The sequence below is a fragment of the Xanthomonas euvesicatoria genome, from assembly GCF_013112235.1.
Classification (GTDB): Bacteria; Pseudomonadota; Gammaproteobacteria; order Xanthomonadales; family Xanthomonadaceae; genus Xanthomonas; species Xanthomonas euvesicatoria.
In genome coordinates, this window is record NZ_JABFFS010000001.1 from 2,334,351 (window position 1) to 2,351,575 (window position 17,225).

Below are 17,225 nucleotides of genomic sequence, written 5' to 3' on the forward strand. Positions count from 1 at the left end.
AGAAAAGCCAATCGGCCTTTTGGGGTGTCGGGGGCGTAGCCCCTGACCGCGCGTTTTCACACGAAGGGGAAAACATAAGTGCGCTATTACTACACCCTTCGGGCGTCGCAAAAGAACCAATCGGGCGGGTTTCGCTACGTTCAACCGTCACCCTAGTATATTGAAACAGAAAAATTAGATTCGACAAGTGCCAATTTTCTGTTTGAATGGAATGACCAGATTTTGGATATTTCTATGAGTACAAAAAAAACACTAGGCGAGCGTATAAAGCAAACTGAAAAACACTTGCTGCAACTCAAAGCTCAAGAAAAGCTAAAAGTCCAAAAAGAAAAAAGCCGAGCCGCTGCGGCATTAAAACGCCAGCAGTTCGATGAGGCGTGGAAACTAACACGGGAAAAAGACGCGCACCGAAAAATTCAGCTTGGTGGAGTAGTGATTGCTGCGGGCGCAGATCACATGGATCCGGCCGAATTGTGTGGCGTGTTGCTGGTAGCCCTGCGTAACCTCACTCCAGACAAATTGCCGGCACTGAAGGAAATGGGCCTACAACATTTTGCGGCGCGCAAGTCCGCAAGGGATTCCGGATAAACAAGGAAACATGAGAGGTCTTTGAAAATTGAGCACTAGTCGACCCGTCCTCATTCAAATCCTCTCATGCCATGTCCAGTTTGCGAAAAGCGCACGGCTGCATTGCCCGCAAAATGTAACTAGGCGAAATCGTTGGCCTCAATTTATGCGCTGGCAAGTCCAGATCTTACTATGTTGCTGACAACTTAGTACGTCAGCAGCAGGCGATCTGCGACAAGTTCAGATTCAAGTGTCTGACCATCCATTTGAAATCGACGCAGCATGGACCTTCCACAGTTCACTAATACTTCTCGTTTAAACAGGCCTGTTGGCGGGTCAATCCGAACGACATTGTTGCCAGACTTCTTAGTGCCGTCGATGCTCAATGCTACATAGACCCCCCGCTTCTTACACGCAGCAATAGCATGAAAAAGTTCTGAGAGCCGAAAGTCTTGCGCGCCATACAAGATCGACTGCGAGTCTACGTAGGGGGGGTCACAGTAAATGAGATCGCCAGGTTTGGCACGCTCCATCAAGTCGCGGTAGTCTGCGTGGTGGAACTGCGTGCCTTTCACTCGGCGATGCCAAATATAAGCGCGAGCCGCGAAATTATCGGGTGGCATTGGGGCATGGGGCCCACACGGAGTGGACATAAAACCATCAGACTTCCGAAACCTGATAACACCACCATAACAAGTGCGCGATAAAAAGAGTAGATCAGCACCGTTAGCAGTACGATTATAGGATGACAGAACTGACTTATATGCCTCAACTTTTCCAATTTCGCCAATAAGATTGTGGCGCTGCTGATACCATGCAATTACCAGTTCGGGATCGTCTTTGAGAGCCTTCCAGATTTCTAGGAGGGGCGCAAAAATGTCTCCAGCGATGGCACTTTTCGGAGCCAGCGTTCCCAAGACAGCGCCACTACCAACGAATGGCTCAATGTACGTGTTGAACGTTGGGGGGAAATACGAGATCAACTCCGAAGCGACGCGTTGCTTATTGCCAACCCATTTCAGAAGCTGGCTTTTGAAGTTGACGTGGTCGAGAGTGCGTAGGGGGAGGGGACGATACATGCCCAAAGAATATCCTGAATTGGGATAGATGGCAAGTCCACTCTAAAGTTGTCGTCAATGAACACTATCCACGACCGTTACGCACTGCTTGCACTACTGCTTCGCGACTTGCGAAACCAGTCAGACATGACTCAAACCGACTTGGCGAATGCCCTTGGCAAGCCGCAGTCGTATGTCAGCAAGTACGAAAGTGGCGAACGCCGCTTAGACCTGATTGAGTTATCTGACCTGTGCAGTGTGCTGGGTATAAGTCTTTATGATTTCGTTTCATTACTTGAGAGGGGAGAGCGGTGAGGGGAAATCCAGAATTCATGAGGCAGCAACAGGGATTTTGGGCCTTGGTTCGGACGTTATCAGAAAAGCTGGGGTATACGAATCGGTCTCCGCGCGGAGTGCCCAAGGGTTCCGGGACCGTAAAGATCCATAGCGTTGAGCAGATGGCAGCGGCACTGCTCGATTTGGGTCTTAGCCCTGCACTCTTATTGGTGGATAACCAGATAACTCAGTTAGGAGAACGGCTGCAAAATTATTTTGCTTACCGCGCGGACATACTCAATCATACGGTGCGGCCCAATCTTATGGATGTAGAAGAAGCTGACGCACTTTTTCAGCAGGTAAGTGCGCGGGTGAGCCCAGCACACTTCGTTCCGCTCCCAATGAATAAGCAAAAGGGCATGATGGCTGCGCCCGCTTTTCTGACAGGTCTAGTTAATATGTTACTACACGAGGTGATCGGTGATGCGCCGTGTAACTACAACCCGGGCCAGTTAACAACGTTTACAAAAAATGGCATTCCACTGCGGACGTTGGCCCGTCGTGTTGATGGAGCGTTCCCATCTACTGTCAATCCTATCGCGGTGTGGGAGATAAAGGAGTACTACTACACTACTACGTTCGGAAGTCGTGTAGCAGACGGAGTATACGAAACACTTTTGGACGGTCTTGAGCTCCAAGAGTTGGAGCAGAATGAAGGAATGAGGGCGCAGCACATTCTGATAATTGACTCGCACCGCACTTGGTGGGTGAGCGGTAAATCTTATCTATGCCGCATTATCGATATGCTGAACATGGGCCTTGTAACTGAAGTCATATTTGGCCGCGAGGTCGTGGACCGGATTCCACAGATTGCACAAGAGTGGATTGACAACGCTCGCAAACCGGTATAATTGTGCGCGCTCCAATTTGTTTATCTTTAATGTGATTTTTCTATATGATTTACTTAAATATGTAATTAACCCGAAGGGGTATAACCCCTTCCCACCCCCGCTACGTGCTTATAATATTGCTTTTCTATAAAAAATTTAGCTTAGCTTTACTATGAAATTATTTAGCTTTTCTAAAGTATAAGGTCGTTAGACTTAGGGTGGATATATATCCACTCTTGCAAGGGTGTTTACAGATGTTATTCGTTTTCCCATGGGAAAACCTCCCTAGGCGGGCAACGAACCTGTCCGTGAACGCCCAGAATGTGATTTCAAACCCACCCTGCCGTAGTCCACAAACAACACATGGTTTATCAGTGTTGTCAGCCCCGTGCGCGGAATAAACTCCGCCTTGAACCTGGTCAGGGCCAGTACGTCGGGGGGAAATCGTCCAACCCTTCGTACCTAGTTATGCAGAGCGCCGTGTTCAATAATCCCCGCCTTGCGCGACAGTCACGAATATTTGCGGCGTGGTTACTTGCCCCGTTTCTTCAATATCCGATGGCTATTCAGACAGATTGGTGACGAATAAGGGGCTTGATTTTTTCGCGTGCGTTGCTAACTTAGATGAAAGGAGCAACTGCTTGGGTAGCGCAAACTCTCTTTTTGCCTTACTCGCCACATAGTCGCCTAAACTGTGTGGCCATATATCTAAAATAATAAACCCCGCCAATTTGTCAAGCGGGGTTTATTTTTTACAGCTTGATCTTTCTAGACGCGTGCGGCGCCATGTTTTAATAGGGTATTGCTACCGCTGTTAATTGCCAATTCTCTGATCGCCGCAATGATGAAGAATAGCCCGATCACAAATGGTAGTCCGATAATTCCGACCCCTAAAATGAAGAAAGAGCCAATCGGGTTCTTTTTCCAGCAATATGTTTTACCGTCCGGAAGTGTTACGCCATAAATAAAATTTCCTTCGACGTACAGCGATGTTGGGCCATTCATGCGGACGGCGCGCTGTAAGTAAGTGTTGATACCTGCGGGAGCGCGATGTTTTGAGTAGACTTTTCCGCCGATTTCGATTACCGAATATTGGCGAACTCCGTTGGCGCTGAACTGTGCGTCGCCCAACAACGTTAGCTCGCCCGTAATTTTATATCCCATACTTCGTGCCTTTAGCCTTGGTCGCGGTTGCCTGTGGGTTCAAAGCCGGCGATCCACATCCGATAGTCATAAAAAATGGACGCGTGGGACAGATCATTGCCCTGACCGTAGAAGCCAGACACCCAAGCCGAGTTGATGACGATATCGCGCAGTTTGTCGCGCATAGCCTTATCCACATCGACTTGAAACAGCAGTCGCGGTGGGTTTGGGCCGCGCGTACGAGTGTCGCCCGTGGTGGGCACGGCTCCAAAACGCGGTTCGGCGTTGAGCAGTCCAACAAACCCGATGGAGCGGCCAAAGGTACTGACTTCTCCCAAATCGTTCGTTTTGGTCAATTTAGCGGTCGTGCACGTTCTAAATGTTTCGTCATGCGAGGACGTAGAACTGGTCCAAATGGTCGCTTTGACTGTCCAGCACGGTAGATTTCGGCCGTACTCGACAAAGGTCAGGGCCGCGCGAGGCCACTGCAAGCGTCCTTGAATGGCTTGGTCGTGGTCCTCGTTGCGAAACAAAGTACGGAAGGTTTGCCCACCGCTAAGGGGAGCGTAGAGAACACCCCCGGCGCCACCCTGCGCCGGCCGTTCAATCCGCAGACCCAATTTGTTTTTCACGTCAGAAAATAGATTGCCAATCTTTTGACCTGCGCTTTGTGGGCTGTCTTGCGTGTTGCCGACGAAAGGCACAAGAAGGCCGAAGGTCAGGGCTAGCGCCGTGGTGTGAGGTCGTGGTGCGGTATTTCTAAGTGTGGGCGTCATCGCCATGTCCTGTGCTGAGCAGCGGGCCGGCCGTGTGCCGGCGAAACGAGCTTATGCCATAATTTGCGACAAACGCAAATGATTGAATTGGCCGGACTTGTCACAATGGAGAGGTGTTTTCGGTACACCCCCCAATGCCTCCCATCAAGCCGCCTGCATCACTGTTCGGACGACGATTGCGCACGGCCCGGCTGTCCTTGGGCCTGCGTCAAGCAGACTTGGGAAGGATGTTGGGAATGGAAGAGCAAAACACCGGTGCACCTCGCATCTCGCGCTACGAGACGGGGCAACACGATCCGGATCCTGAAACCGCAGCAGAATTGGCTCAGGCGTTGGGTTTGCCGTTGGCTTACTTCTACGCGACACCCGACATGCTCGCCGAGGCCATTTTGTTGATCGCGAAGTTGCCCGAGGATCGTCAGCAGGAGGCGATAGCCGCCTTGAGAGCCATTGCCGAGAAGAAGGGTTGACGATGGGCGGCAATTTGGGACATTCTTTGGACTCGTAGGGGACACTTCCCACTGAGGGTTTCCCGGCGTAAGTTCCTGAACAATTTGCGGAAATTGGTGTGGGTCGTATTGTCCCCCCCTCTCCGCCAGATTGAGGCGAGTAGGTGCGCCAGTGCCGCGTGGGTTTCGCCGGCGGCATTGGGGGGTGAGAATCCCCGGGTTCGACAGGCAGCGCAGCTGTCTGCACGGCGAAGCCGCCCGTAGGGCGAAGGCACGAAGTGCCGAGTGAATCCCCACTCTCCGCCAGATTCGCATCAGCCCCCGCAAGGGGGCTTTTGTTTATGTGTGGCAGTCGCCGGCCGCGGCGATGACTACAATCCGCCCGATCCCCGTTGGAGGCCTGTCATGTCCGAGATCCTGGTGCCCGTGTCTTTTGGTGAACTGCTCGACAAGATCGCGATCCTGCAGATCAAGTCCGAGCGCATGCGCGATGCGGCCAAGTTGACCAATGTGCGCAACGAGCTGTCTGCGCTGGAAACCAGCTGGATGGCGCATCCGGCCGCCGGCCACGACATCGTGCGCCTGCGCGCCGAGCTCAAGGCCGTCAATGAGCGGCTGTGGGTGATCGAGGACGACATCCGCCTCAAGGAGCAGGCGCAGAGCTTCGACGATGCCTTCGTGCAGTTGGCGCGCAGCGTGTATATCGAGAACGACGAGCGCGCGCGCATCAAGAAGGAGATCAACCTGGCGCTGGGTTCTTCGTATGTGGAAGAAAAGTCCTATCAGGACTATCGCGCCACTGGCGGCTGAGCGCATTGACGTGGTGATTGCGCGGGTGGTCTGAACGGCGCGATTGGTTGCAGGACGCGTTCGCTCGATCTCAGCCCACTTGCGCAGGCGCCGCTGCAACTTGCTCGGCGCTGGATTGCCGAGCCACATACAGCGGCTGATGAAATGACTGCACGGCAACGAGGCGCGCGTAGTCGGTGCGTAGGCGTTGCATGTCACGCGTCGACTCGGGTGGTGAGCGCCCGCCGTCCACGCCACCCGGCAACTGCCGTGGTCAGTCTTGCTCGATCCTGTAGCGAGTGCGTCGTGGTGCTGCGCGCGGTGTCTGCCGCACCAACTATGCGGCGCTGTGGCTGTGGCGGCGATCGATTGCCGATCGCCGGTGCCGAGAATCAGCGTGAGTGGTCGGCGCGATAACGCTCGAAGGCGGCGATCGCATCGTCCACGGTGATCAGCGACATCACCTCGTCGAATTCGATCTTCGTTCCCCAGCGTAGCTGGTCGGCTGGCTTGTGCAGGAATTTGCGCGCGGCGGCGTCGTAGCGGTCCACGCAATAGCGCACGTCCGAATACGGGCCGCTTCGTCGCGGGTTGCTGGCCGCATGCAGGCCGAGCACCTTGGTGCCCATGGCGTTGGCGATATGCATCGGCCCGGAATCCGGCGTGACCACCAGGTCCGCGCGCGCAAGCAGTGCGGGCAGTTGTTTGAGGGTGTCCTTGCCAACCAGATCCAGCACCGGCGTGCGTGCGGCCGCAACGGTGGCATCGGCAGTGCTGCGTTCCAGGTCGCTGCGGCCGCCGCACAGCACGATCCGCCAGCCCTGCGCGGCGGCATGATCGGCCAGCGCGGCGAGGCGATCGGGATACCAGTTGCGACGCGGGTGGCTGGAGCAGGGCGAGATCATCAGTACAGGGCGGCCATCGTCGTCCCATTGCGCGCGTGCCCAGGCATGCGCCTGGTCGGGCACCGGCAGGTCCCAGCGCACCTGGGTCTGGCGCAGGCCCAGCGGCTCGGCAAAGCTGCCGATGGCGTCGAGCACGTGGATGCCGGGGCGATCGGCGATGCGCTCGTTGACGAACAGGCCGTGCAGGTCCTTGGAGCGGCTGCGGTCGTAGCCGATGCGTCGCCGCGCCGGCACGAAGGCCGACAGCACATTGGCCCGAAAGGCCACCTGCATCTGCAGCAAGGCATCGAAGCGGCCCAGCGGTGCCAGCGACCGGCGTAGTGCGCGCATGCCGGCCACCCCGCTGCGTTTGTCGTAGGCGTGGAATTGCACGCCGGGCAGACCCTCGAGCAATTTCAGCCCGGCCTTGTCGATGACCCAATGCAGTTGGGTTTCAGGAAACCCGGCCTGCAACGTGCGTACCAGCGGCACCACGTGCGTGACATCGCCCAGGGCGGACAAGCGCAGCAAACACAGCGATGCGGGCGTTACAGCCATGGTGTTGTTAGACTCGATAGATGGTTTCTTTCGATGCCACCGAAGCGCTGGCGCCGTACCGCGAAGGTCGCGGGTATGGCGCCATTCTGTTCGACCGCGAACGGCTGCGGCAAGCCGATGCCAGCCTGTTTTCGCCGCAATCATGGGGCGACAGGGCGCGGCCGGTGGACGCGGGCGGGCGTGGCGGCGCGTGGTTCGTGGATGCGCCATTCGGGCATAGCGTGTTGCGGCAGTACCTGCGCGGCGGCATGGCCGCACGCGTGAGCCGCGATCGCTACCTGTGGAAAGGGGCAGGGCGCACGCGCAGTTTTGCCGAGTTCCGGCTGATGCGCGAACTGATCAAACGCAAGTTGCCGGTGCCGCGCCCGTTGGCCGCCTGCTATCTGCGCGAAGGCGTGGGCTATCGCGCTGCGCTGTTGATGGAGCGGCTGGAAAACGTGCGCTCATTGGCCGACCACGCCCAGGTGGCCGGTCGCGGTGCGCCGTGGGAGGCGACCGGCCAGCTGATTGCACGCTTCCATCGCGCTGGCCTGGATCACGCCGATCTCAACGCGCACAACATCCTGTTCGATGCCGGCGGGCATGGCTGGCTGATCGATTTCGACCGCGGCGTGCTGCGCATTCCGGCCACGCGCTGGCGCGAGCGCAACCTCAGGCGGCTGCATCGCTCGCTGTTGAAGCTGCGCGGCAACCGCAGCCGCGAGGATGTCGACAAGGACTATGCGCGCCTGCATCGCGCCTACGAACTGGCCTGGGGCCGGGGCTACTGATGGACTGGGGCTTGCGGGTGCAGGGAGTCGGCAATGCGTCGGCGGTGGCCCTTGGCTCGCCGATGGCCACGCTCGAGCGCGCCGGTGCGCCCTGGCTGACCATCGATTGCGGCAGCGAGGGGCTGACCGCCTATCAGGCTCACTATGGCCAGCTGCCACAGGCAATCTTCATCACCCACGTGCATCTGGACCATGTCGGTGGCCTGGAACGGGTGTTCGTCGACAGTTATTTTTCCGAGCGCCGCGGGCGCACGCGCCTGTACGTGCCGGCGCCGGTCGTGCCGCTGCTGCAGCGGCGCATCGCCGATTACCCGAATGTGCTGGCCGAGGGCGGGGCGAACTTCTGGGACGCATTCCAGCTGGTGCCGGTCGGCGATGCGTTCTGGCACGACGGCGTGCGGCTGGAAGTGTTCCCGGTCCGCCACCACTGGCCCGAGACGGCTTACGGGTTGCGTTTGAAGGGGGCGCTGGTCTGGACTGGCGATACCCGACCGATCCCCGAAATGCTGAAGCGTTATGCGGACGACAGCGAACTCATCGCGCATGACTGCGGCGTTCACGGCAACCCGTCGCATACTGGCGTGGACGATTTGGAGCGGGAATACCCGCAGGACCTGTTGAACCGCATGCTGCTGTACCACTACGCCAGCGACGCCGACGGCGATGTGCTGCGTGCACGTGGCCACCGCGTCGCCGTGCCCGGCCAATACCTTGCGCTGGCGAACCCGACCGCAACGACGGTGCCCTGATGGGCGCCTTGCTGCTGCCGGATCTTGCCACGGCGCCGATGCAGGACCGCTACGGCCGTCCGCTGCGCGATCTGCGCCTGTCGGTGATCGAGGCCTGCAATTTCCGCTGCGGGTACTGCATGCCGGCCGATCGCGTGCCAGACGATTACGGCTTCGACTCGCAGCAGCGGTTGAGTTTCGATCAGCTGGAAACCCTGGTGCGTGCCTTCGTTTCGGTCGGGGTGACCAAGGTGCGCCTGACCGGCGGCGAGCCGCTGCTGCGGCGCGACTTGCCGAGCCTGATCGCACGGCTGGCCGCGATCGAGGGCATCGAAGATCTGGCGCTGACCACCAACGGCACCTTGCTTGGGCGCCAGGCCGTCGCGCTGCGACAGGCTGGGCTGCGCCGCATCACCGTCAGCATGGATGCGCTGGAACCGGCGTTGTTCAGGCGCATGAGCGGCGATCGCGGCGAAATTGCGCAGGTGCTGGCTGGCATTGCCGCCGCCGAGCAGGCCGGTTTCCAGCGGCTGAAGATCAACTGCGTGGTGCAGCGTGGCGTCAACGAAGATCAGGTGCTGCCGTTGGTGGAGCACTTCCGCGGCACCGGGCACGTGCTGCGCTTCATCGAATTCATGGATGTGGGCAGTTGCAATGGCTGGACGGCGGATGCGGTGGTGACCTCGGCGCAATTGCACGAACGCATCCATGCGCGCTGGCCGTTGGTGGCGCTGGACGCCAATTACACCGGTGAAGTGGCGCAGCGCCACGCGTTTGCGGATGGCGCTGGCGAAGTGGGCTTCGTCAGTTCGGTCAGCGTGCCGTTCTGCGGCGATTGCCAGCGTGCGCGCGTCTCGGCCGACGGGCATCTGTATACCTGCCTGTTCGCCAGTCAGGGCCACGACCTCAAGCCGGCCCTGGCCGACGGCGAGCCTGCGCTGGCGACGCATCTGCGCCAGCGCTGGAGCGTGCGTGGCGACCGCTACAGCGAAGTGCGCGCCTCGGTGCCGCGGCGCGGCAAGCCGGTCGAGATGTTCTTGATCGGCGGATGAGCGAGGACGCGCTGCTGATGCAACTGCGCACGCTGGAGCTGCGTCTGCTCGTTCCGCAGCAGCGTGCCGATGTGCAGGTGTTGGAAGCGCTGCTCGATCCGGCCTTTGTCGAGTTCGGTACGTCGGGCCGCCGGTACACGCGGAGCGAGGTGATCGCGGCCCTGCGCGCCCCCGGTGTCGCTGCCGAGTACTGCGCAGAAGACTTCGAATGCGCGCGGCTGGCACCGGATCTTGCGCAGGTGCGCTATCGGTCGGTGGATCGCCGTCAGGGTGTTGAGCGGCAGGCCTTGCGCAGCTCGTTGTGGCGCAGCAATGCTGCTGGATGGCAGCTGCTGTTCCATCAAGGCACCTTGTTCACCGAGAATGCCGCATCCTGAGTGCCTGTCTTCGCGTCGCTTCCCATGCCTGCAAATTCCCGCTCCGCCCGCCTGACCCATCTGGATGATGCCGGGCTCCCCACCATGGTGGATGTCTCGGACAAGGCGGTTACCGCCCGTAGCGCCACTGCGGAAAGCCGCGTGCGCTTTCCGGCGGCCGTGGCCGCACAGTTGCGCGCCAACGGCTTGCGTAGTGCCAAGGGCGGCATCGTGGAGACGGCGGTGATTGCCGGCACCATGGCGGTCAAGCGCACGCACGAATTGATTCCGTTCTGCCATCCATTGCCGATCGATGCCTGCCGTTTCGAGATCGACTGGGCGGGCGAGCAGCTGCTGGATATCCGTTGCACGGTGCGCTGCGTGCATCGTACCGGCGTGGAAATGGAGGCGCTTACCGGTGCCAGCGTGGCGGCGCTGACGGTGTATGACATGTGCAAGGCGTTGTCGCACAGCATGAGCATTGGTCCGACCAAATTGGTGTCCAAGCGCGGCGGCAAGCGCGACATCGGAGCGGCACAATGACCGCCACGGTGACGGTGCTGTATTTCGCCAGCCTGCGCGAGGCCGCAGGAATTGCCGACGAGCGCGTGCAGAGCGGCGCGCAGGATCTGCGCAGCCTGTACGCGGAACTCGATGCGCGGCATGGCCTGCGCTGGACGCCTGCGCAGTTGCGTGTGGCCGTGGATGGCGCATTCGCGCGCTGGGAGGATGCGCTGCGCGATGGCAGCGAAGTGGTGTTCATTCCGCCAGTGTCGGGAGGTTGAGCGTGAGCGAACAGGTTGCAGCGATCTTTGCGCTTTCCGAGGTGCCGTTGCCGATCGATCGGCTGCGTGCGGGGGTGGAACATCCGCATGCCGGCGCGTTCGCCAGCTTCGAAGGCTGGGTGCGCAATCACAACGAAGGCCGCGGCGTGGCCGGCTTGCGCTACGAAGCCTATGCCGCGCTCGCACAGGCCGAAGGGCAGCGTGTGCTGGACGAAGCAATGCAGCGATACGCCATCGTGCACGCGCATTGCGTGCACCGCGTGGGCGAGCTGCGTATAGGCGACATGGCGGTGTGGGTCGGCGTCAGTGCGGCGCACCGTGGCGCCGCATTCGATGCGTGCCGCTACATCATCGATGAGGTCAAGGCGCGCGTGCCGATCTGGAAGCACGAGCATTACCTGGAAGGCGACGCGGATTGGTTGCATCCCCAATCGCAACCGTAGCAGGCGGATGCGGGTCCGGCGCGCACCTGCGCGCGAGCCGGCGCCGGCCTTGCATAGCCGCGCGGCGCAGCACGAGCTGACTGCCGCTTTTTGCTGGATCGATCGTGCGCAAGTCGATGCTCCGGGAAGCTCGCCTGGAGTCTTGCGAAGTTGGGGTGGTGTCCCCGCCGGTTGACCTCGGCGCCCGCATCAATCGATACCGTTGCTGCCTTCCGGCCCTGGCGGGATTTTCGATCTAGCGTCGCGAGGGACCGACGGGGCCACCATAAGACGTGGGCCATTGGCATGGCCCTGCGATTTGCGACATGGGTGTCATTGCGCAAATCATGAAACTGGCGGAGAGAGGGGGAGGTACTGATCCCGCTCGAACGTCCTGACTCTCCTACAGTCACGCAAACCAGGAGGGTGTCCTGCTTTGTGGTCTGCCATTGTAGCCGGTCAGGCGTTCCCGCGGCTAGCCTGAGGGTCGCCCCCATCGCCAATTTGATCCAGCAGCTCGCCGCCTGGGCCATCGCCGAGGCGTCGGGCGAGGAGTACGAAACATGAAAGGCGCGTCCCCCTTGTCAGGGTCGCGAAAGCAATCCAGGAGAACAAGCAGGTCGAGCGCAACGCACGCCCAACAAGATGAAGAAAAGCGTGCGGCAACCACTCGCCGCGGACGCTGACCGAATCGGGGGCGCGCGGGGTGGATGTATTGCATCCGCTTCGTCCGCCGGGACACTCTGACCAAACAGCGACCCTCGGCGCGGACATGAATGACGCCGTAGGCGACGGCGCCGGGGAAACTGCTTTACGACAGGAAATCGCCACGCGGAAGAAGATTGCCCGGCCATGGCCGATCCCCGCTACCGCGCACGCATATCCGCGCAGATGAAGGACAGATGGGCGGACCCTGCCTACCGGGAGCGCGCCCGAGGCTTCCATCGCGACGAACGCACCTACCGCTGGCAGCACATCGAGTCCGGGCGGATCGCCTCCGGACCAAGCTCGAAATGCGCGAGGAATACGGCTGGCGGCCCGATTCGCTGGACGGCCTCGTGGCCGGGCGCATCCAGACCGCCTAGGGCTTGCGACTCGCGCCGCGGTTCTGCTGGGCGAGGGGCCGCGGTGGATTTTCCCTTAGTCGATGCGCCAGCGCCAATTCGAGCGGTAAATTGTGGAGTTGTTGAACGTGTTCCATGTGACCTTCTCCCACATGGACTTTCCGTTTGAAGTCTTTGCTTCGTCCGCCAGCATCTTGTAGACGCTTTCGGTGATGTAAGTGTAGGTCGAAGGAAGCGAGGTCAACTTGGCTGCGTAGTTCGCCGCCCTTCCAACCCAGACCAAGTCATTCGCGCCGCGAGCGCCCGTTTTTGCCACAAATAGGGAGCAAGTGTCGATCCCGGTCACATGCTTTAAAGCAAACTTGTTGCTCGTGTAGCGTGCATCCTTTTTGGGCATGATGATTTCATCAACGGCCCACTTGATCTTCATGGCGGCTCTGGCAGCTCTCGTGTTCTTCCTTTCCCCGATGAAAAGCGCCATAACGCGGTCACCATCGTAGGCGGTTACAACTCCCCCTTCCGCAGCTATGATCCGCGCGCAGCAATAAAGGTAAGTCTTGTAGATTTCAGCGGCGAACCAGTTCTTGTAACCGTCCACCATCGCGGTCGATCCGTCGAGGTCGGCGTACAAGACAGTTCCGTCAATGGTAATCGCCGTGTTCTTGAGGGTGAGCCTGCTGTCTTCATCGGGAACATTCTTGCCCTCCGTTGTCTCCCAGTTTCCGTTGAATACGTCGTGACAAAAAGTCGTCAACTCATCTTTGAGTCCCATGTCGCCCCCTAGTCCTTCGCGCCCGCTGCCAGAATCAATTCGCGGAGCCTCGCGCACGCGGGCGCGATGTAGTGTTCCGCATCTTTACCCTTCACGTAGCGATAGGGGATGGTCGTCAATCCTGCCAAGTCGCTCGGCAACTTCAAATCCACATCACGAGGCTCCATCAGGAAAGCCCGACGCCGCCCAAGGCGACCCATGAAAAGGCCAAACTCCAAGATGACGTTGTCGCGGATGGTCGGCCATTCGTCGTCTCGCGTGATAAGAACATCGTCCCCGTGCGCGACGGCAACGGCGAAATCCGAGTCGTCCAGTTCGGCTTCTAACTCGTCAAGCGTGTATTGAGATGCCCGAAATACGCCGTTTTTCCACGCCACCGCCAGAAACGGATCGTGTGCGAATTGCTTGATAAGTAAGTCTACGATTGGTAGCGCTTCCACGGAAGACATGATGAATACCCGAACCCGCTCTCGCTGGGCCGTCACCAAGTGATTTCGCTCTGCTAGCCTCCGCGCGAGCGTTGCCGCAATCCGCCTCCACACATCGGGGAACTGCTCCGCAGCAGCCGAGAATTCGGCCTCGCTGACTTTGATCAATACCGTATCTTCAACGGGGATGACCGATGCCGCCCGGGGCTGAGATGGTTCGATTGCGGCCATTTCTCCGACGCTATCACCCGGGAAGCGGTTCGCTACAACTTTGCCGTTGACCCGAACTTCTACCTTGCCGGCGATGATGAAGAAAACCTCCGAGGTCTGGTCTCCCTGATTGATGAAGGTGGTCCCAGCGGGAGCCTCCATCAATTCGCCCACGGCCACAAGCCGTTCCGCAAGCTCCTGCCGGTTTGCTACCAGTCTATGTTCTGTGAGGGTCGCGACCAAGCGCCGCCGTCCCTCGTCCCCCTGAAATCGCTCGATCATTACGACCCCCGTGGCGCCTATGTCTGTTTAGGATGGAGCGCCGCAGCCCTCTATTCAAGGTGAGTGCCTGCCTCAGGTGTACCGCTTCGCAGACTGATGGGCCACGTCGCAGGCGTCATGAATCAGACGGGTGTTCTGAAGCGTGTAGCCATTGATGGCCCGGGCACGGTCCAGCACCGCTCCTCGCTCGGGCAGCAGCTCCCTGCAGAGCGGGCAAAGCCCTTGCTGCTCCTTCATCTTGAGCTGCTTCAAGCGCCGCCGGACCATCGGCTTGCTGCGCTCGTCGTGCATCAGCTCCTTGTAGACCTTGCGGCGGTAAGCAAAGAGCAGTTCCTTGTCGCCGCTGCTCAAGTTCACGAGCCTCGCCCGCACTTCATCGAGCAAGGTGCGGGCGAGGTCGAGTTGGTCGGGCGTCAGTCGCGGATTGGCCATGCGCCAAAGATAGTCCGAGTGCCCGCCGGTCAGAACTCGGGCAGGTTTTCGAGGTTGTCCTGCTCTTTGCCGTTATCCACGGTCTTGATGTACTCGACCCCGTTGACCTTGATGATGTAGACCGGCTGTCCCTTCTGCCAGTTGCCGCCACTCGAAACGATGGTGATGAAGCTGTATCCGTCCTTGATTGCTTTGACGATGACCGCTCGCTCATATTCCACCGCAGCACCAATCGTGTCCCCGTTGTCTGGATGTGCCCGCACGCGGTTGATATGCGTATGCGCTGCGTTGTACCGGACAGCCGAAATGCCGTAATCTGCCCACTTAGCCATACTGCCCCCTATGATGGTTGGTAGGGTTATTGTAGTGGGGCTGCGTCTCACAGCCTGCGACTGAACAACAAAAAGGCCACCTCGACGGGTGGCCTTCTCGCCCACATAGGCCAGCAAATAAAACGTGGTAGGTTTTCTTAGTAGGGTAGTTCCGGAGCTGCTTTGCCGGAGCCACTACCAATAGGATAACTGGTGGAGAGAGCGGGAAGTACTGATCCCGCTCGAACTTCCTGACTCTCCTACAGCCACGCAAACCAGGAAGGTGTCCTGCTTTGAGGTATGTCATTTTAGCGATTAGAGCGCGTCCACTGCTAGTCCATGGACAAGATTGTCGTATTCGATGGTAGTGCTACAGCCCATGGGTGGGCTTTCGCCGTTAACGACATGACCAGCGCTACGGGGGTTCTTTACCATCCCGGCAAACTTTTCCAATTCACAGGAAATCCTAGCTCGGCGAGTGAAACGTTTGGATACTTGATAAAAATGCTTTCAATTTCTGATTTCCAATTATGTGGTAGCCCGGTTTGGCTCAGTAGATAGTTCACCACGGTGGCAATCGCAAAGAAAGATTTCTGGTCGCTGAATTTTATATTCATTGACTTATAGTTTGCAGGTGCTACTTGTATTTTTGTTTTGAGCAGTTGGCCGTGGTGCGCAGCGATGTTGCGAGCTACAGTCAAGGCGTGTATCCATGACTCGAAAACTTCTGACTTATCCACGCCGAACTTTTTTGCGATGCCTTTTTTATCGATTGGGTCACGGAGGATTGAGTAAGTCCTTGACCAAAGGCCAAAAGTTACACATTCACTAATAGACCAACTGGGGGGCAGATATGGCTCGTCGTGTTTTTCGAAGTAGTGCTTAACAAAGCGCTTCTCGTTAGATCGACTGACCTCATCTTCAATTTTTTTGAGGAGTTGCCCCATGCCCCATGATTTATTGGGTTTGAAAATATTAGGAGTCAAAAACCAGTGGGGGGAGTGCTTGAGGCTTAAGTAGTTTGCCATGACAGTGCGAATAGCAACTTCAAGCCTATCTATTGCTGAGATGGTCAAGGCGCGAAGGTTTCGATCAAATTCGTATCTAGCCGCTATGTCTTCAAAGCGAATGCCCGGAGGAAATTTTTTGCTCGTCGGGTCGATTAGATGGAACCAATAGCCTTTCAGCCGGTAGCCTCCCACGCATGTAAGATAGGCTAGGGCGGTTGGTTCGTATGCGGGACTGCATTCGAGCCCGGCGTGTCTAAGCTTTGCCAAAAGTTGCTCTGGCGTCGCCGCAGTTTTGCTAAACGTAGTTTTGGTCACCGGCAAATTCCGGGCAAAATAAAACCCGCCTTTTGCACGTCTGCTTTCGCAGAACCTTGGCCGAGACCAAGACGTGTGGCGGGTGCGTTGGGACTAGTCTACCAACAACTAATGGCTTGGTCAATAAGGTGGAAGGCTGTAAAGAGTTGCCTGTGTAAGTGTTTGTTTTTATTGTGATTAAGCTTGTGTCAGCTGAACCCAGGAAACGATCAGCGCCATTGGTAGCCATTTCAGAAATGCCAGTGCCCCCATGCCCATGGTGACCACCAGCGGGGTCATAACCCACCACTGGGCCCAGCTGAAGCCTTGGTCCCTCTGCCGAGCCAGGTAGGCCTCATGAGGATGAAGCCGCTCCGCCTTTCTCAGGCCCCGCCGGGCCATGAGCGGTCCGACGATAAACCCGAAAGGCCCAAGCAGGAGCAGGCTCAGCGAGAACCACCAGAAGAAGCGATTGTGGGGCGTCAGGACCTTCTTGGGAGTGGCGCGCAAGGCGCCGTCCCCGCGAAAGCCGCCAACGGCGCCGACTGTCGTTCCCACCATCGAATTGGGTTGGGTCTTCATTTCGCGTAGGCCCTCCAGGTTCCAGATTCCCGCACGTAGCGAAGATTTTTGCTGACGGGGATCGGCACCTGCCGGCCCTCGATGTTGAGCACCGCTTGGCCGCGGGTATCGCAGCGGTAGCCCTCGGCGCCTTCCGCTTCAACGCAGCCGGAGAGCTCGAATTGCTGGACGTCGGTGACCTGTCCGGCGCCGCTGTCCTTCAGCAGTTGGACAAAGGCTTCCTTGGCATTGTCAGACGAAGGCTTGCCGCCGCAGGCGGTCAGGCCCAGGGCCATGGTCAACGCGACCAGGCCGATCCTTGCGTGTTTCATGTCTGTCCTTTGATAGCGAGAGGGAT

Annotated in this window: 23 protein-coding genes and 1 other RNA gene; 12 read left to right on the plus strand and 12 right to left on the minus strand. The window is 58.4% G+C overall.

Annotated elements, in window-relative coordinates; all coding sequences use genetic code 11:
• Positions 1–234: 234 nt before the first annotated feature.
• Positions 235–588 (plus strand): conjugal transfer protein TraD, encoded by a 354-nt coding sequence (locus tag HLH45_RS10085; protein WP_008571571.1) that lies wholly within the window; start codon positions 235–237, stop codon positions 586–588.
• 185 nt (positions 589–773) lie between these two features.
• Here the strand turns inward: HLH45_RS10085 and HLH45_RS10090 are convergent, their stop codons facing one another.
• Positions 774–1,646: a DNA adenine methylase gene (locus HLH45_RS10090; protein ID WP_008571570.1), complete on the minus strand. Its 873-nt coding sequence runs from the start codon at positions 1,644–1,646 to the stop codon at positions 774–776.
• Between the two features lie 57 nt (positions 1,647–1,703).
• Between HLH45_RS10090 and HLH45_RS10095 the strand changes: the two genes are divergently transcribed.
• Positions 1,704–1,940, plus strand: coding sequence for a type II toxin-antitoxin system RelB family anti-toxin (locus HLH45_RS10095; protein WP_008571568.1), 237 nt, complete (start codon positions 1,704–1,706; stop codon positions 1,938–1,940).
• Complete coding sequence (locus tag HLH45_RS10100) at positions 1,937–2,812, plus strand: DUF7687 domain-containing protein (RefSeq protein ID WP_050541573.1); 876 nt, start codon at positions 1,937–1,939, stop codon at positions 2,810–2,812. The genes HLH45_RS10095 and HLH45_RS10100 overlap by 4 nt, the downstream gene beginning before the upstream one ends.
• Before the next feature lie 747 nt (positions 2,813–3,559).
• Here HLH45_RS10100 and HLH45_RS10105 read toward each other — a convergent pair.
• Positions 3,560–3,955, minus strand: coding sequence for a hypothetical protein (locus HLH45_RS10105; RefSeq protein WP_008571567.1), 396 nt, complete (start codon positions 3,953–3,955; stop codon positions 3,560–3,562).
• Between the two features lie 11 nt (positions 3,956–3,966).
• Complete coding sequence (locus HLH45_RS10110) at positions 3,967–4,710, minus strand: hypothetical protein (protein ID WP_223866290.1); 744 nt, start codon at positions 4,708–4,710, stop codon at positions 3,967–3,969.
• Between the two features lie 134 nt (positions 4,711–4,844).
• Between HLH45_RS10110 and HLH45_RS10115 the strand changes: the two genes are divergently transcribed.
• A complete protein-coding gene (locus HLH45_RS10115; protein ID WP_074038610.1) occupies positions 4,845–5,180 on the plus strand; it encodes a helix-turn-helix domain-containing protein in 336 nt (111 codons plus the stop codon).
• A 384-nt stretch (positions 5,181–5,564) separates the two neighbouring features.
• Positions 5,565–5,969 carry a DUF6165 family protein gene (locus tag HLH45_RS10120; RefSeq protein ID WP_008571564.1) on the plus strand — a complete coding sequence of 135 codons (405 nt, stop codon included), beginning with the start codon at positions 5,565–5,567 and terminating at the stop codon, positions 5,967–5,969.
• A gap of 371 nt (positions 5,970–6,340) precedes the next feature.
• Here the strand turns inward: HLH45_RS10120 and HLH45_RS10125 are convergent, their stop codons facing one another.
• Positions 6,341–7,390, minus strand: a complete 1,050-nt coding sequence (locus tag HLH45_RS10125; protein ID WP_008571295.1) for a glycosyltransferase family 9 protein — start codon at positions 7,388–7,390, stop codon at positions 6,341–6,343.
• A gap of 20 nt (positions 7,391–7,410) precedes the next feature.
• Here HLH45_RS10125 and HLH45_RS10130 point away from each other — a divergent pair, with 20 nt between their 5' ends.
• Genes HLH45_RS10130 through HLH45_RS10160 form a run of 7 tightly spaced genes read left to right on the plus strand, consistent with a single transcriptional unit; the run spans position 7,411 to position 11,524 of the window.
• Positions 7,411–8,160, plus strand: coding sequence for a 3-deoxy-D-manno-octulosonic acid kinase (locus tag HLH45_RS10130; RefSeq protein WP_008571294.1), 750 nt, complete (start codon positions 7,411–7,413; stop codon positions 8,158–8,160).
• Positions 8,160–8,909: an MBL fold metallo-hydrolase gene (locus HLH45_RS10135; RefSeq protein ID WP_008571293.1), complete on the plus strand. Its 750-nt coding sequence runs from the start codon at positions 8,160–8,162 to the stop codon at positions 8,907–8,909. Before HLH45_RS10130 ends, HLH45_RS10135 begins: the two co-directional genes overlap by 1 nt.
• Positions 8,909–9,940, plus strand: a complete 1,032-nt coding sequence (gene moaA, locus HLH45_RS10140) for a GTP 3',8-cyclase MoaA (protein ID WP_008571292.1) — start codon at positions 8,909–8,911, stop codon at positions 9,938–9,940. The genes HLH45_RS10135 and moaA overlap by 1 nt, the downstream gene beginning before the upstream one ends.
• Complete coding sequence (locus HLH45_RS10145; RefSeq protein WP_008571291.1) at positions 9,937–10,317, plus strand: nuclear transport factor 2 family protein; 381 nt, start codon at positions 9,937–9,939, stop codon at positions 10,315–10,317. The genes moaA and HLH45_RS10145 overlap by 4 nt, the downstream gene beginning before the upstream one ends.
• A gap of 24 nt (positions 10,318–10,341) precedes the next feature.
• Positions 10,342–10,839 (plus strand): cyclic pyranopterin monophosphate synthase MoaC, encoded by a 498-nt coding sequence (gene moaC, locus HLH45_RS10150; RefSeq protein ID WP_008571290.1) that lies wholly within the window; start codon positions 10,342–10,344, stop codon positions 10,837–10,839.
• Positions 10,836–11,081, plus strand: coding sequence for a molybdopterin converting factor subunit 1 (gene moaD, locus HLH45_RS10155; RefSeq protein ID WP_008571288.1), 246 nt, complete (start codon positions 10,836–10,838; stop codon positions 11,079–11,081). Before moaC ends, moaD begins: the two co-directional genes overlap by 4 nt.
• Positions 11,078–11,524, plus strand: coding sequence for a molybdenum cofactor biosynthesis protein MoaE (locus HLH45_RS10160; protein ID WP_008571286.1), 447 nt, complete (start codon positions 11,078–11,080; stop codon positions 11,522–11,524). The genes moaD and HLH45_RS10160 overlap by 4 nt, the downstream gene beginning before the upstream one ends.
• Positions 11,525–11,685: 161 nt before the next feature.
• On the opposite strand, the gene ffs is transcribed toward HLH45_RS10160, so the two are convergent.
• The 8 genes from ffs to HLH45_RS10200 form a co-directional block, all read right to left on the minus strand.
• An RNA gene (gene ffs / locus HLH45_RS10165) (signal recognition particle sRNA small type) lies at positions 11,686–11,782 on the minus strand.
• Between the two features lie 861 nt (positions 11,783–12,643).
• The gene (gene pycC, locus HLH45_RS10170; RefSeq protein ID WP_046932286.1) at positions 12,644–13,339 is read right to left on the minus strand and encodes a Pycsar phage resistance system uridylate cyclase PycC; all 696 of its coding nucleotides are present in this window, start codon (positions 13,337–13,339) and stop codon (positions 12,644–12,646) included.
• An 8-nt stretch (positions 13,340–13,347) separates the two neighbouring features.
• Positions 13,348–14,259 carry a Pycsar phage resistance system effector protein PycTIR gene (gene pycTIR, locus HLH45_RS10175; RefSeq protein WP_008573463.1) on the minus strand — a complete coding sequence of 304 codons (912 nt, stop codon included), beginning with the start codon at positions 14,257–14,259 and terminating at the stop codon, positions 13,348–13,350.
• Positions 14,260–14,331: 72 nt separating this feature from the next.
• Positions 14,332–14,691 (minus strand): hypothetical protein, encoded by a 360-nt coding sequence (locus HLH45_RS10180; RefSeq protein ID WP_008573464.1) that lies wholly within the window; start codon positions 14,689–14,691, stop codon positions 14,332–14,334.
• Positions 14,692–14,720: 29 nt separating this feature from the next.
• Positions 14,721–15,023: a DUF3892 domain-containing protein gene (locus HLH45_RS10185; protein ID WP_008573465.1), complete on the minus strand. Its 303-nt coding sequence runs from the start codon at positions 15,021–15,023 to the stop codon at positions 14,721–14,723.
• 407 nt (positions 15,024–15,430) lie between these two features.
• A complete protein-coding gene (locus HLH45_RS10190) occupies positions 15,431–16,327 on the minus strand; it encodes an Abi family protein (RefSeq protein ID WP_158070651.1) in 897 nt (298 codons plus the stop codon).
• A 177-nt stretch (positions 16,328–16,504) separates the two neighbouring features.
• The gene (locus tag HLH45_RS10195) at positions 16,505–16,888 is read right to left on the minus strand and encodes a hypothetical protein (RefSeq protein ID WP_008573350.1); all 384 of its coding nucleotides are present in this window, start codon (positions 16,886–16,888) and stop codon (positions 16,505–16,507) included.
• The gene (locus HLH45_RS10200) at positions 16,885–17,199 is read right to left on the minus strand and encodes a hypothetical protein (protein WP_008573349.1); all 315 of its coding nucleotides are present in this window, start codon (positions 17,197–17,199) and stop codon (positions 16,885–16,887) included. Before HLH45_RS10200 ends, HLH45_RS10195 begins: the two co-directional genes overlap by 4 nt.
• Positions 17,200–17,225: the final 26 nt, after the last annotated feature.